This window comes from Curtobacterium aurantiacum (assembly GCF_018598555.1).
Lineage (GTDB): Bacteria > Actinomycetota > Actinomycetes > Actinomycetales > Microbacteriaceae > Curtobacterium > Curtobacterium aurantiacum.
Genome location: NZ_JAHEWN010000002.1, coordinates 141,626 through 155,471, shown reverse-complemented (window position 1 = coordinate 155,471; position 13,846 = coordinate 141,626). Strand labels below are relative to the sequence as shown.

The 13,846-nt window shown below is 71.1% G+C and carries 13 protein-coding genes; all 13 read right to left on the bottom strand.

Annotated elements, in window-relative coordinates:
* Window positions 1-105 precede the first annotated feature (105 nt).
* Entirely contained in the window at window positions 106-1,062 is a 957-nt protein-coding gene (locus KK087_RS02645) for a carbohydrate ABC transporter permease (protein ID WP_307859936.1), read from the bottom strand.
* Complete coding sequence (locus KK087_RS02640) at window positions 1,059-2,117, bottom strand: carbohydrate ABC transporter permease (protein WP_214564120.1); 1,059 nt, start codon at window positions 2,115-2,117, stop codon at window positions 1,059-1,061. Before KK087_RS02640 ends, KK087_RS02645 begins: the two co-directional genes overlap by 4 nt.
* Window positions 2,118-2,120: 3 nt before the next feature.
* The gene (locus KK087_RS02635) at window positions 2,121-3,446 is read right to left on the bottom strand and encodes a sugar ABC transporter substrate-binding protein (protein WP_214528821.1); all 1,326 of its coding nucleotides are present in this window, start codon (window positions 3,444-3,446) and stop codon (window positions 2,121-2,123) included.
* A 288-nt stretch (window positions 3,447-3,734) separates the two neighbouring features.
* Window positions 3,735-4,922: an ABC transporter permease gene (locus tag KK087_RS02630; RefSeq protein WP_214528820.1), complete on the bottom strand. Its 1,188-nt coding sequence runs from the start codon at window positions 4,920-4,922 to the stop codon at window positions 3,735-3,737.
* The gene (locus KK087_RS02625; protein WP_214564119.1) at window positions 4,919-5,608 is read right to left on the bottom strand and encodes an ABC transporter ATP-binding protein; all 690 of its coding nucleotides are present in this window, start codon (window positions 5,606-5,608) and stop codon (window positions 4,919-4,921) included. Before KK087_RS02625 ends, KK087_RS02630 begins: the two co-directional genes overlap by 4 nt.
* A complete protein-coding gene (locus KK087_RS02620) occupies window positions 5,605-6,726 on the bottom strand; it encodes a peptidoglycan-binding protein (RefSeq protein ID WP_214564118.1) in 1,122 nt (373 codons plus the stop codon). Before KK087_RS02620 ends, KK087_RS02625 begins: the two co-directional genes overlap by 4 nt.
* A complete protein-coding gene (locus KK087_RS02615; protein ID WP_214564117.1) occupies window positions 6,723-7,271 on the bottom strand; it encodes a hypothetical protein in 549 nt (182 codons plus the stop codon). The genes KK087_RS02620 and KK087_RS02615 overlap by 4 nt, the downstream gene beginning before the upstream one ends.
* A 47-nt stretch (window positions 7,272-7,318) precedes the next feature.
* Window positions 7,319-8,482: a sensor histidine kinase gene (locus KK087_RS02610; RefSeq protein WP_214564116.1), complete on the bottom strand. Its 1,164-nt coding sequence runs from the start codon at window positions 8,480-8,482 to the stop codon at window positions 7,319-7,321.
* On the bottom strand, window positions 8,479-9,132 hold the full coding sequence (locus KK087_RS02605; RefSeq protein ID WP_214528815.1) for a response regulator transcription factor: 654 nt from the start codon (window positions 9,130-9,132) through the stop codon (window positions 8,479-8,481). Before KK087_RS02605 ends, KK087_RS02610 begins: the two co-directional genes overlap by 4 nt.
* A 45-nt stretch (window positions 9,133-9,177) precedes the next feature.
* The gene (locus KK087_RS02600; protein WP_214564115.1) at window positions 9,178-9,732 is read right to left on the bottom strand and encodes a DUF2231 domain-containing protein; all 555 of its coding nucleotides are present in this window, start codon (window positions 9,730-9,732) and stop codon (window positions 9,178-9,180) included.
* Window positions 9,733-9,806: 74 nt separating this feature from the next.
* The gene (locus tag KK087_RS02595; protein WP_214564114.1) at window positions 9,807-11,975 is read right to left on the bottom strand and encodes an ATP-dependent Clp protease ATP-binding subunit; all 2,169 of its coding nucleotides are present in this window, start codon (window positions 11,973-11,975) and stop codon (window positions 9,807-9,809) included.
* A gap of 53 nt (window positions 11,976-12,028) precedes the next feature.
* Window positions 12,029-13,429, bottom strand: a complete 1,401-nt coding sequence (locus tag KK087_RS02590; RefSeq protein ID WP_214564113.1) for an MFS transporter — start codon at window positions 13,427-13,429, stop codon at window positions 12,029-12,031.
* Window positions 13,430-13,550: 121 nt separating this feature from the next.
* Window positions 13,551-13,835, bottom strand: a complete 285-nt coding sequence (gene tatA / locus KK087_RS02585) for a twin-arginine translocase TatA/TatE family subunit (RefSeq protein ID WP_214564112.1) — start codon at window positions 13,833-13,835, stop codon at window positions 13,551-13,553.
* Window positions 13,836-13,846 lie beyond the last annotated feature (11 nt).

The window sequence follows — 13,846 nt, the reverse complement described above, 5'->3', positions numbered from 1 at the left end:
CTCCTTCGTTCCGTTGGGTTTCGAGCACTGTACGTCCGAAACCCACAGGAACGCAACCGTTCCGTCCTGAAACCAACACGCTCGCAGGTGCCGGCCGTCCGCGTCCTACCCCTTCACGGCACCCGCCGTCATCCCGCTGACCAGCCGGCGCTGCACGATCAGGAAGAACACCACGACCGGGATCGAGAACAGCACGCTCGCCGCCATCAGCCCGCCGAAGTCGGTGCCCTTGTTCGTCGAGAACCCGGCGAGCCACACCGGCAGCGTGTACATCCCCTGGTCCTTGAGCATCACGTACGCGATCAGGTAGTCGTTCCACGCCGCGATGAAGGCGAACACGCTCGTCGCGATCACCCCGGGCATGACGAGCGGGAAGAGGACGCTCCACAGGATCCGGAACGTGCCGGCACCGTCGACCTTCGCCGCCTCCTCGATCTCGACGGGGACGGCCACGAAGAACCCGCGCATCACCCAGATCGAGAACGGCAGCACACTCGCGACGTACACCAGGATCAGTCCCACGTAGCTGTTGAGCAACCCGAGGGTCTGGAACGACAGGAACAGCGGGATGAGCAGGGCACCGGACGGGATCATCTGCACGAACAGGATCGCGACCAGGACGGCCCGCCGCCCGCGGAACCGGAACCGCGACAGCGCCGCCGACGCGAGGAACCCGACGACGATCGACAGCAGCACGGCCGCCACCACGACGATCGTGGAGTTCCGCAGGTAGACCAGGAAACCCTCCTGGGTGAGTGCCCGCGTGAAGTTGTCGAGCGTCGGGTGCAGCGGCGCCCAGATCGGGGTCATCGTGGTGACCTCGTCGGCGGGCTTGAAGGCCGTGTTCACCATCCAGTAGATCGGGAACACCCAGACCAGGCAGAACACGACGGCGATGGTGTTCGCGACGACACGCGGCTTGCGTCCGCGCGTCCGGAGCCGACCAGGCCTGGAGGCGCGGCTCGCGCCCGCCACGTCCGGTCGCGTCCCGGACGCGGTCACCCCGGTCACCCCGGTCACCCCGGTCACACCGGTCACACCGGGGGTGGTGGTCGACGTCACAGGTCCTCCTCACCGCTGCGGACGAGCCGGCGGATGTAGTAGCTGGTGAGCACCCCGAGGATCAGGGTCGAGATCACGGCGATCGCGGCACCCTGCCCGTAGGCGTTGGACACGAACGACTGCACGAAGGTCCAGATGCCGAGGGTCAGCGTGGCCTCTTCCGGCCCACCGCGGGTGAGCAGCCAGATCTGGTTGAAGACGTTGAAGTCCCAGATCACCGACAGGATCGACACGAGCAGCAGCGTCGGCGCGAGGGCCGGCAGCGTGATCGCGCGGTACATCGTCCACACCGACGCCCCGTCGAGCGCACCGGCCTCGTAGTACTCCGGCGCGATCTGGGACTGCGCCGCGTACAGCGTCAGCGCCACGAACGGCACGGCCTGCCAGATGACGAGCGTCAGCACGATCGTGTACGCCTGCCCCGGGTGCGACGCCCAGTTGTCCTGCGTGTGGTCCCCGAACACCCGCAGCTGCGTGATGAGCCAGTTGAGCACCCCGTAGAACGGCTGGAAGAGCCACTGCCAGACCAGGCTCGAGGCCACGTTCGGCATCGCCCAGGCCAACACGAGCACGACGCTGACGACCGTGCGCATCGCGACGCCGAGTCGCGTGAGCAGCTGCGCCACCCCCATGCCGATCACGATCGTGCCGAGGACCATCGCACCCGTCACGAGCACGGTGCGCAGGATGACCGGCCAGAACGACGCGTCGGTCAGCACGTCCGTGTAGTTCGTCAGCCCGGTGAACCCGGCCTCCCCGGTGAAGATCGCCCGCAGCCCGTAGTCCTGGAACGAGATGACGACGAGCCGGACGAGCGGGTAGACGACGAGGGCGAGGAGCAGCAGCGCCGCCGGCGCCAGCAGGACGAGCGGTGCCCGCGACCCGACCGGCGACCGACGACCCGCGCCGCGAACGCCCCGACGGGAACCCCTCGACGGGCCCCGAACCCGCCCGCCGGCCCGCCGGCCGCCGGCGCCCCGCCCGCCGCCGGCCCGCCCGCCGGTGACCGGCGCGGACTGCTCCGCGTCGGTCACCGGCTCCGCAGTCGAGGTCATCGCCTAGGGCTGCGCGTTCAGCGCGGTCGTGAGGTGCTTCGAGAAGCCCTCGGCGGCCTGCTCCGGCGACTTCCGACCGGTGGCGACGTCGGCGAACATCGACTGGAACGACGCATCGCCCTCGATGGTGGCCCAGCCCGGGGTGGCCGGGGTCGGTCGGCTCGTGCCGGCCGCCTCGAAGTACGGCTTGTGCAGCTCGTCGACGTCGGCGGCAACGGCATCGAGCAGCTCGGTCGAGTTCGGCTCCCAGCCGTCGACCCCGAACACCTGGTCCTGCTGGAACTCCTTCGAGGTCAGGATCTTCAGGTAGTAGAGCGCGAGCTCCTGGTTCTTCGCCTTCGCAGGGATGCCGAGGTCCGAGCCGCCGAGGAACACCGGCTGCGTCTTCCCCGCCGTCGACGACGGCATCGGGAACGTGCCGATGCGGTCGGCGAGCTCCGGCTTCGCCGTGGTGATCGAGCCGATCTCCCATGCAGACCCGAGGAACGCCGAGGTGTTCCCCTGCGCGAAGACGTCGCTCTGCGAGGGCTTGTCGGTGTTGATGTCCTGGGTGGACTTCGCCGAGTACGCGTTCTGGAAGTCCTTCCAAGCGGTCAGCCCCTTCACCGCGTCCGCGGAGTCGAGCGTGCCGGTCCACTTGCCGCCCTTGTCCGTGGCGATCTCGCCGCCGGCGTCCCAGACCCACTGCAGCCCGCCGTACCAGTACTGCCCGGGCATGTAGAAGGCGGAGAAGTCGCTCGCCGGGTTGGCCGCCTTGACCTTGTCGAGGTCGGCGGTGAGCTCGTCGTAGGTGGTCGGCACGTCGGTCACACCGGCGTCCTTCCAGACCTGCTTGTCGTAGATGACGGCCCGGTTGCCGGCGAACAGCGGTGCGCCGTAGAGCTTGCCGTCGACGGTGGCCGGCCCCTCGAGCCCGGTGAGCCAGGTCTGGCCGTCCTTGAGCTCGTCGCGGTACGGCGTCAGGTCGGTCAGCCCACCGGCGGCCGCGTAGACGGGCACCTGCGTGTTGCCGAGGTCGACGACGTCGGGGGCGTCGCTCTGCGCGAGCGCCGTGGTGAGCTTGGTGGTGATCCCGTCCCACTGCTGCGTCTGGATCGTCACCTTCGCCCCGGTGTCGGCGGTGAACTGCTTGCCGGCGGCGTCGAGCACCTTGTCGCTCAGGTCGCCGTTCATCATCCAGACGGTGATGGTCTTGCCCTCGCCATCGGGCGTGCCGATGGACTTCGTGCCGCCGTCGGAAGCGGCGTTGCTCCCGGCGGAGCACCCGGTGAGGGTGAGCGCGCCTGCGAGGGCGAGCGCACCGAGTGCGGCGAAACGCGTGCGTGTCACGATGACTCCCTTGGTCCGACCTTTATGAAAGGACGTTGCGTATTCGGCAATAGAAGACCCTCGGGGGCACCTTGTCAACCGTTGGATCGGTCCCTGTGACGTCTTTCGATCCGCGTGTTTCCGGGGCATCACGGATGTCGAACAGATCGACGCAGATGCTTGACCAGGTGGTCATGACCAGGCATGATCTGCGACTCGCGTCCGGCGGATGCGAGCCACCGCCTGGAGGCCCGGTGTCGGTCCGCCGGGCCGGCACCGGGCCTCCCGTACGCGCGTCCACCGCACGCGTCAGACGGCCGCCAGGGCGGACGTCGGCGGGATCCGCGCCGCGCGTGCCGCCGGGTAGAGCCCGGACACCCCGCCGATCACCACCGTCGCGCCGAGTCCCCCGAGGACGGCCCACACCGGCAACGCGACCGGCCAGCCCTGCGTCACCGCGAACACCACCGTCACGCCGACGCCGATCACCACGCCGGCCACCCCGCCGAGGAACGACAGCAGCAACGACTCGACCAGGAACTGGTCACGGATGCTCCGACGACGGGCACCGAGGGCACGGCGGACGCCGACCTCGGCTCGACGCTCCAGGACGGTGATCACCATCGTGTTCGCCACCCCGATCCCACCGACCAGCAGCGCCACGCCACCGATGCCGACGAGCAGCCCGGTGAAGGAGTCGTCGGTCGCGTTCTTCGCGGCCAACGCGTCCGAGGGTCGCGTCACCCCGACGTCCTGCGGGGCACCCGGACGGATGGCCCCTGCGAGCCGGTCCCGCGACCGTTCGACGTGCGCCGGGTCGACCCGGGTGGACACCGCGGTCGGCGCACCGTCGAAGCCGAGCCGCTCGGCGAACCCGCGCGGGACGAAGACCCGCGAATCGAGGTCCTCGGCGAGCGCGACGGGCTCGAGCACCCCGACCACCTGCACCCACTGTCCACCGATCCAGACCCGGCTGTCCGGCCGCAGGTCCTCCGTGCCGAGCACCGCCGCAGCCTGTGACCCGAGCACGACCTGCGGCGGGGCCCCGACCGCGTCGTCGATCCACCGACCAGCGGCGAGCTCACCGCCGAGGACCTCCGGGAGGTCACCCCACGCGGCGAGCACCCCGATGCCCTTCGTCTGCGGCGCCGGGACGTACGGGTTCCGGTACACCCCGGTGTCCGGCACCGTGCCGACCGCAGCGGCCGACTCGACGTCGTCCTGTCGCAGCACCGACTCGAGGGCGGTGGACGGCAACGGGACCGGTTCCCCGAAGCCCTGCGCCGGGGTCGCCGTCAGCACGTTCGTGCCGAGGGCGTCGAGCACCTGGTCGACCTTCGCCTTGCTGGACGACGAGATGCCGACCACCGCGATCATCGCGGCGATGCCGATCGCGATGCCCAGCGCCGACAGCACGACGCGGCCCGGGCGGGTCCGCAACCCGAACACCCCGAGGCGGAGCAGGTCGACCGCGCCGACGGACCGTCGCCGGCTCACCGGGCGCCCTCGTGCTCGATCCGGCCGTCCCGCATCCGGACCTGGCGGGGCAGCGACGCGGCGAGGTCCAGGTCGTGCGTGATGACGACCACCGTCGTGCCCGCTGCGTTGCGCTCCCGCAGGAGTTCCACGACCGCGGCGCCGGACACCGTGTCGAGTGCCCCGGTCGGCTCGTCGGCGAGCAGGATCGTGGGGTCCCCGACGATCGCTCGGGCGATGGCGACCCGTTGCTTCTCGCCGCCCGACAGCTCGTGCGGCCGGTGGTCGGCGCGTTCACCGAGCCCGACGCTCGTGAGCGCATGGACCGCGCGCCGGTGCCGCTCGCGTCGCGCCACACCCGTGTACAGCAGGCCGTCGGCGACGTTCTCGAGCGCGGTCGCACCGGCCTGCAGGTGGAAGTGCTGGAAGACGAAGCCGATGTGGTCGGCCCGGAGCTGCGAGAGCGCGTCGTCCGACATCGCGGCGACGTCGTTGCCCGCGATCGTGACGGTGCCCGAGGTCGGCCGGTCGAGCGTGCCGATCACGTTGAGCATCGTCGACTTGCCCGAGCCCGACGGTCCGACGACGGCGACGAGTTCCCCGGCGCCGACCTCGAGCGACACCCCGCGCAGGGCGTGGACGTCGCCGTGGACCTTCGTCACCTCGTGGAGCGAGAGCACGGCATCGGCACCGGTCTCCGCGGTCATCGGGGAACCACCACCCGGTCGCCCGCCGCGACGGCACCGGTGATCGCCACCCGGCCGTCAGCCGTGAAGCCGGGCTCGACCCGAACGCGCTTCGTGGTGCCGTCGCGCTGCACCACGTCGACCGCGTAGGTCCCGCGGGCCCCGGCGACGAGTGCGGCGACCGGGACGGAGAGCACGTGCCGCTCGGTGGCGCCCTTCGCGTCCACCTGCGCGGACGCGGCCGCCGGCAGCCTCCGGTCACCCGCCTCGAACCCGATCGACACGTCGGCCTTCGTGCCGCCGTCGTCCTCCGTGTCCGGTTGCACGTCGAGGACCTCGCCGACCATCGATGCCCCCGCACCGTTGACCCGCACGTCCACCACCGTGCCGACCGACAGTCGTTCCGCGTCGCGCTGGGACACCGTGACGCGCACGATCCGCTTCGTGCTCGTGACCTGCAGCACGTCCTCGGCCGCCCCCGTGCCGGAGCCGGCCGGCTGCCCGGCCGCACCGGCCGACGCACCCGCGCCGCCCCCGACCGTCTGCCCGAGCCGTCCGTCGACCGCCGCCACCCGAACCGGGCCGTCCACGAAGACGACGTCGTCGGCCGTCAGCACCCCGGTGGTCTCGTGCCCGCGGTCCACCTGCCACTGCCGCACGGCGCGCTCCGTCCGTGGTCCGAACGCATCGTCGACGGCGACGTCGTACCCGAGCGCTGCCAGGTTCTCGTTGAGCTGCCGCACGTCGGTGCCCGTCCGCCCGCGCTCGAGCGTGCGCCACAGCGGCACCGTGCCGTACATCGAGCGCACGGCACGCTCGTCCACCGCGTACAGGGAGCCGTCACGCTCGATCACGGCACCGGGCCGCGGCAGCCAGGTGAGCGTGCCGGTCGCGGCGCCGGGCACCCCGACAGCCGCCCCGTACCCGAGTGTCCCCGCGAAGACCTTCGAGTCGACGAGGTCGCCCTCGGTCACGGTCGCCGTGGCCGTCGTCGCCGGGGACGCACCGGCGCCGGCGTCCGCCGAGGCCGGGGCGCCGGTCGACACACCGACGACCGCCCAGACACCGGTGCCGACGGCGATCACGGTCAGCACGGTCACGGCCGCGAGGACCGCCCGTCGCCGCACACTCGTCGTCACGAGTCAGCGTCCTCTCCACTCGAGCCCGAGCCCTGGCCGCTCGAGCCCTGGCCGCTCGAGCCGAACACCCGGTCGTCGCAGGACCGGGCGACCTCGTCGAAGGCGGCCTCGTCCTCGGGCTGGTAGGCGATCCAGCCCTCCTCGTCGTCCGGGTAGTCGGAGAACCCGTGCTCCCGGATGCAGGCGGCGGCCTCGAGTGCCTTCCCGGCCATCCCGGGCGCGGGCTTCGCAGCATCCGCTTCCCCCGCTCCCGCGGTGTCGTCGAGACACCCCGTCAGGTCATCGCGGTACTGCTCCTCGTCGACGCCGTCCGGCGCGCTCAGCTGCACGGTGGGCCCGCCGTTCCCGGGATCCGGCATGTCGTACCCGCGGTCGCGCATGCACTCGGCGAGTGTGACGCCGGCCGCCGCGGTGCCGGTCGTGTCGGTGGGTCCGCCACCCGGACCACCGCTCGAGCACCCCGTGAGCACGGCGGGCAGGAGCACGACCGCGGTGGCCACGGCGAGCAGGGATCGGTTCCGTCGGATGGTCTTCGTGATGTCCATGTCCCCAGGACAGCGCACCGACTGTTTCGGGCCGCGTGCCCGCCGGGTCACACCGACGAAACACCCACGCGGACGACGAGTCCGCCGACCGGCCGCGCCGTGATCATCATCCGCCATCCGTGCGCCTGCACGATCGCGGCGACGATGGACAGCCCGAGCCCGCTGTGCCGCCCCGCACCGGTGGCGGACGCGCCGCGGCGGAACGGCTCGACCAGCAGGGGCGCGTCCCCCGCCGGCACGATCGGCCCCGAGTTCTCGACGACGAACCCGTCAGCCGACGTGGTGACGCGGACGAACCCGCCGGGTTCGTTGTACTCGACGGCGTTGCCGACCAGGTTGCCGAGCAGCTGGCGCAGCAGCGTCGGTTCTCCCGTGACGACCAGACCGCCAGGCCCGGCGCGGCGCTCGTGGGTCACGGTCACCTCCGCCTCGGCCGCCGTCACGGACACCGCCGCCGTCAGCGCGTCGGTCACCTCCACGAGATCGACGGTCCGCGTCGTGCCCGCCAACCCGCGATCCGCCTCGGCGAGCACGAGCAGCGACTCGACCAGCCGTTCGGTCCGCCGGTTCTGCTCGAGCAGTTCCTCGCGGACGGCCCGGACGTCCTGCCGGTCGGCGTCGTCGTGCAGCCCGATCTGCACGGCGGCGCGCTGCACGGCGAGCGGGGTGCGGAGTTCGTGCGACGCCTGCGCGACGAACCGCCGCTGACTCTCGAAGGCGGTCTCGAGCCGCTCCAGCAGATCGTCGACGGTGCGTGCGAGTCGCCGGAGTTCGTCGTCGGGGCCGTCGAGCGCGATCCGCTCGTGCAGGTTCGAGGCCGAGATCCGGTTCGCGGTCGCCGTGATCCGGTCGATCGGTCGGAGCACCCGACGGCTGACGAGCCACCCGATGCCCCCGGCTGCCAGCCCTGCGCCGCCGATCCCGACCGCCGACCACTGCCACTGCTGCGCCGCGACGAGCTGGATCACCGCCACGGCCGTGCCGTCGCCCGGTGCACCGCTGTCCGGTGCGACGGGCCGGGGTACGGCCGAGGCACCGCCCTCCGAGGGGACGGCCCGCCGGACCGCTGCGTTGTCGAGGCCGGCACCGACACCCGCCAGCGACATCACGTTGCTGAACACGACGACCCCGGTCGCCAGCGCCATCGCGGCGACGGCGAAGGTGACGGCGGTCCGGGTCCGGATGCTCCAGCCGCGCGACCACCTGCTCACAGCGCGTAGCCCTGCCCGGGCACCGTCCGGATCGGGTCGGGGCACCCGAGCTTCCGCCGGAGCTTCGACATCGTGACACGGACCGCCGCGGTGAACGGGTCGACGTTCATGTCCCAGACCTTCTCGAGCAGCTCCTCGGCCGGCACGACGCGGCCGTCGGCGCGGAGCAGTGCTTCGAGCACCCCGAGCTCCTTCGACGTGAGGTCGAGCGGCCGCCCGTCGCGCATGGCCATCCGGCGGTTCGTGTCGACGACGAGCCCCGCGCGTTCGAGCACAGGAGCGACGGGCGCGACACTCCGTCGGCCGAGGGCGCGGACCCGGGCGACGAGCTCGGGGTACTCGAACGGCTTCGTCAGGTAGTCGTCCGCACCGAGTTCGAGTCCGTGGACCCGATCCGCCAGGGTCGTCGCCGCCGTCAGCATCAGGATCCGTGTCATCGCACCACGGGCGTTGAGCCGCCGAGCGACCTCGTCGCCGTGCAGACCCGGCACGTCGCGGTCCAGCACGACCACGTCGTAGTCGTTCACGCAGAGCAGTTCGTCGGCGTCGTCGCCGCGGTGGGCGACGTCGACCGCCATGTCCTGACGGGTCAGGCCCGTCGCGATGAGGTCGGCGAGGGACCGTTCGTCGTCCACCACGAGTACGCGCATCGATACATCACACGTGACGTACCTCTGTGCAGGCTGTGAGCGGGGTCAGGCGTCGTACGGGACCTCGCCGTGGTCGCTCACGCCGGCGCGCTGGCGGTAGGACAGGTGCCCGCCGAGGTAGCCGCCGACACTGACGACGGCGAGACCCGCGAAGCCGAGCAGTTTGCCGGCGCCGTGGTTGCCCCGCTTCCGCTGCAGCCACGACAGGCCGTACAGCGACAGGCCGGTCCAGTTCACGGCCTGGTGCACCCATCCGGTGCGGAGCTGCTCGCGGTTCAGCTCGGACCAGTCGACGTACCCGGCGACCGAGGCGCTGCCCGCGGAGACGACCCCGACGCCGACCAGGGTCTTGGCGGCCTTCGCGTTGCCCTTCCCGCCGAGCAGGTCGAGCACCGCGGCGGAGATCCAGGCGCCGAGCGGCACCTGGACCATGAGCGGGTGGATCGGGTGGCCGAACGGCACACCGTGGAGCAGCTGGCGCAGGGCCTTCGGCTTCGCGAGGGCGTTCACGACGGCACGGTCGATGTCGACGGCCTTGTCGAGCACGCTCGCGTGCTCGACGGCGTCGGTGAGGCGGCGGATCGCGCGGATCTCTGGCATGCCCTGGACGCTAGACGACGGGCCCATCACCGGTCCCAGGAACCGGCGACGGGCCTCCCGTTCGTCTTGGTGGGCTACTCCTCGACGATCTCGGCCAGCTCGAAGGGCTCGACCGTCAGGCCGTCGCCGTCCGCGGCGACGTCGACGCGGACGGTGTCGCCGTCGCGGACGTCACCCGACAGGATCGCGCGTGCCAGCTTGTCGTCGATCTGCCGCTGCATCAGACGACGAAGGGGCCGCGCGCCGTACAGCGGGTCGTACCCGCGCTCCGCGAGCCAGCTGCGTGCCTGTGGCGTGACCGCGAGCTCGAGCCGACGGTCCGTCAGGCGGCGGGCGAGCCGGTCGACGTAGAGCGACACGATCTGCCCGAGGTCGTCGGCCGTCAGGGCTTGGAACACCACGATGTCGTCGAGCCGGTTGATGAACTCGGGTCGGAACGCCTGCTGCACGAGCTCACGGACCGCCTCTTCCCGTTGCACGTCGCTCAGGGACAGGTCCGTCATGAACTGCGACCCGAGGTTCGACGTCAGCACGAGGATCGTGTTCCGGAAGTCGACCGTGCGCCCCTGGCCGTCGGTCAGGCGGCCGTCGTCGAGCACCTGGAGCAGCACGTCGAACACCTCGGGGTGCGCCTTCTCGATCTCGTCGAGCAGGATCACCGAGTACGGGCGGCGGCGGACGGCCTCGGTCAGCTGTCCACCGGCCTCGTACCCGACGTACCCGGGCGGGGCACCGATCAGGCGAGCCACGGAGTGCTTCTCGCCGTACTCGCTCATGTCGATGCGGACGAGGGCCTTCTCGTCGTCGAACAGGAACTCGGCGAGCGCCTTGGCCAGCTCGGTCTTGCCGACGCCCGTCGGGCCGAGGAACAGGAACGAACCGGTCGGACGGTCCGGGTCGGAGATGCCGGCGCGGGTACGACGGACGGCCTCGGAAACGGTCGTCACGGCGGTGCGCTGCCCGATGATCCGGCGGCCGAGTTCGCTCTCCAGGTGCAGCAGCTTCTCGGTCTCGCCCTGCAGCAGTCGGCCGAGCGGGATGCCCGTCCACTGCGCGATGACGGCGGCGATGTCCTCGTCGGTGACGCTGTCGTTCACCATCCGGTCGGCACTCTCGGCCTGTTCGGCGGCGGCGAGCTCGGCCTCGATCCGGGGCTTCTCGCCGTACTCCAACCGGGAGACGAGTTCGTAGTCGGCCTCGCGCTGGGCCCGCTGCGACCGCATGTTCAGGTCGTCCAACTGCTGCTTGAGCTCACCGATGCGGTTCAGGCTCGCGCGCTCGGCCTGCCAGCGCTGCTCGAGCTCGGCCAGCCGTTCCTCGCGCGTGTGCAGCTCGTTGCGCAGGGTCTCGAGGCGGGCCTTCGAAGCGTCGTCCTTCTCCTGCTTGAGCGCGAACTCCTCGACGCGCAGGCGGTCGACGTTCCGCTTCAGCTCGTCGATCTCGACCGGGCTCGAGTCGATCTCCATGCGGAGCCGACTCGCGGCCTCGTCGATCAGGTCGATGGCCTTGTCGGGCAGCTGGCGGCCGGAGATGTACCGGTTCGACAGACTCGCGGCGGCGACCAGTGCGGAGTCGTTGATCGTCACCTTGTGGTGCGCCTCGTAGCGCTCCTTGAGCCCGCGGAGGATCGCCACGGCGTCCTCGACGCTGGGCTCACCCACGTAGACCTGCTGGAAGCGTCGCTCGAGCGCGGCGTCCTTCTCGATGTACTCGCGGTACTCGTCGAGGGTCGTCGCGCCGATCAGCCGGAGCTCACCGCGGGCGAGCATCGGCTTGAGCATGTTCGACGCCGCGACGGACCCCTCGCCACCACCGGCGCCCATCAGGGTGTGCAGCTCGTCGATGAAGGTGATGACCTGGCCGTCGGAGTCGTTGATCTCCTTGAGCACGGACTTGAGCCGCTCCTCGAACTCGCCGCGGTACTTGGCGCCGGCGATCAGGGCGGAGATGTCGAGCGAGATGAGCCGCTTGTCCTTGAGGGAGTCGGCGACGTCCCCGGCGACGATGCGCTGCGCGAGCCCTTCGACGACGGCGGTCTTGCCGACGCCGGGCTCACCGATGAGCACGGGGTTGTTCTTGGTGCGGCGCGTGAGCACCTGGGAGACGCGCCGGATCTCGGAGTCGCGTCCGATCACGGGGTCGAGCTTGCCGCTGCGGGCGATCGCCGTGAGGTCGATGCCGTACTGCTCGAGGGCGGTCTTCTGTCGTTCTTGGGAGTCAGGAGCGCCCTGGAGGTTCGCCATGCGTTCCGTCCTTTCGTTGCGGTGGTCCTGTAGTTGAGTCTACTCCACTCAACTTACGTCCGCGCGGACGTATTCCGGATTCCGACGGCGCAGACGACGGCACCGGCCAGCAACAGGAGCGCCATCACCACCATGGCCCGGTGCAGCCCGTCGACGCTGACCTCGCCGCCGAGCACCACGCCGGCCAGTGCCACCGTGACGAGTCCGGCGATCCGCGCGACCGCGTTGTTCACGGCCGATCCAGCGCCGGCCTCGGACTGCGGCACCGACCCGAGCACCGCGCTCGTCAGGGGCGTGACCATCAGCGCGATGCCCACGCCGATCAGCACCAGCCCGGGGAACACCGACCACCAGTACCCGTTCGGGTCGTCGCCGGCGAGCAGCAGCAGGAGCGCACCGACGGCACCGACCGCCGGCCCGGCGGCCATGAACCACCGCGGGCCGAACCGACCGGCGGACGCTCCGACGGCGGTGGAGAGCGCGAGCAGCATGATCGTCGGGGGCAGCGTCGCGAGGCCGGCGAGCCAGGCCGGGAACCGCCAGACCTCCTGCAGGAACAGGGTGACGACGAAGAACACCATGCCGAGCGCACCGTAGATGGACAGCGTCGCCAGGTTGCCGACCGTGAAGTTCCGCTCCCGGAACAGTTCGAGCGGCACCAGCGGCGACCCCGTCGTCCGCGTCACCCGCAGCTCCCACGGCACGAACGCTGCGAGCGCTGCGGCACCGAGGACGAGCGCGGCGACCACCACCGGTGTGCCCCACCCGAGCCGCTCCTGCTCGATCAGCCCGAGCACGACACCGCCGACCCCGACGACGGCGAGTACGGCACCGACCACGTCGATGCGCGGGCGGACGGCGGGGTGCACGTCGCCCGTGATGCGCAGGACCAACGGGATCGTCACGGCGATCGGCACCGCGGTCAGCACGAAGATCCATCGCCACCCGATGCCGTCCACCACCAACCCGCCGACCACGGGCCCGACGATGGTCGCGGCGCTCGACCACGCCGTCCAGGTCCCGATCGCCTTCGCCTGCGCCGCCCCGCGGAACGCCGCCACGATCAGGGCGAGCGCACTCGGCATGACGAGCGCCCCACCCACGCCCTGCAGCGCCCGGGCGACGATGAGCACCTCGCCGGTCGGGGCGATCGCGCACGCCACCGAGGCGATGCCGAAGACCACGAGCCCCCACGTGATGATCCGGACCCGGCCGAACAGGTCGGACAGGCTGCCGGCGACCAGGATGAGCGAGCCGAGCGTCACGAGGTAGGCGTCGACGACCCACTGCTGCACGACGAGTCCGCCGCCGAGCTCCTGCCGGATCGCGGGGAGTGCGACGTTCACGACGCTCGAGTCGAGCCCGACGACGAACGACGCCAGGATCGCCACCACCAGCACGATCCGCCGGTCGTCCCGGAGCGGGGCGACGGCGTGGGGCGCGGGGGCGGTCATGTGCTCATCTTGCGGCACGCGGTACCCGGGGGCTACTCCGTGTGCAGGAACGAGCCCCGCACGAGGAAGCCCCCGCGACCGAGGTGGTCGCGGGGGCTGCCGACAGGACGGGGCGGGTGCCCTAGCGCCGGGAGTCGGTGTTCGGCTGCGCGCTCGGCTCGGGGTTCAGGACCGGACCGGCGGCGGGCTCAGCGGGGACGTTCTGAACGGTGGTGGTGTGCACCGTGCCGTTCTGGGCTGCGCTCTCCGCCTTGGCCTTCTTCTCGTCGTCCGACATCTCCTTCTTGAAGATGTTGATGGACTGGCCGAGGCCCTTGGCGAGCGCAGGGAGCTTGGTCGCGCCGAACAGCAGGATGATGATGCCGAGGATGATCAGCAGGTGAACCCCGCCCAAGCCTTGCCACATGTTGACTCCTT

Excerpts from the sequence above, each read along its gene's own strand:
- KK087_RS02640 (WP_214564120.1), bottom strand. The coding sequence starts at position 2,117 with ATGACCTCGACTGCGGAGCCGGTGACCGACGCGGAGCAGTCCGCGCCG.
- KK087_RS02625 (WP_214564119.1), bottom strand. The coding sequence starts at position 5,608 with ATGACCGCGGAGACCGGTGCCGATGCCGTGCTCTCGCTCCACGAGGTG.
- KK087_RS02615 (WP_214564117.1), bottom strand. The coding sequence starts at position 7,271 with ATGGACATCACGAAGACCATCCGACGGAACCGATCCCTGCTCGCCGTG.
- KK087_RS02605 (WP_214528815.1), bottom strand. The coding sequence starts at position 9,132 with ATGCGCGTACTCGTGGTGGACGACGAACGGTCCCTCGCCGACCTCATC.
- KK087_RS02600 (WP_214564115.1), bottom strand. The coding sequence starts at position 9,732 with ATGCCAGAGATCCGCGCGATCCGCCGCCTCACCGACGCCGTCGAGCAC.
- KK087_RS02595 (WP_214564114.1), bottom strand. The coding sequence starts at position 11,975 with ATGGCGAACCTCCAGGGCGCTCCTGACTCCCAAGAACGACAGAAGACC.
- KK087_RS02590 (WP_214564113.1), bottom strand. The coding sequence starts at position 13,429 with ATGACCGCCCCCGCGCCCCACGCCGTCGCCCCGCTCCGGGACGACCGG.
- tatA (WP_214564112.1), bottom strand. The coding sequence starts at position 13,835 with ATGTGGCAAGGCTTGGGCGGGGTTCACCTGCTGATCATCCTCGGCATC.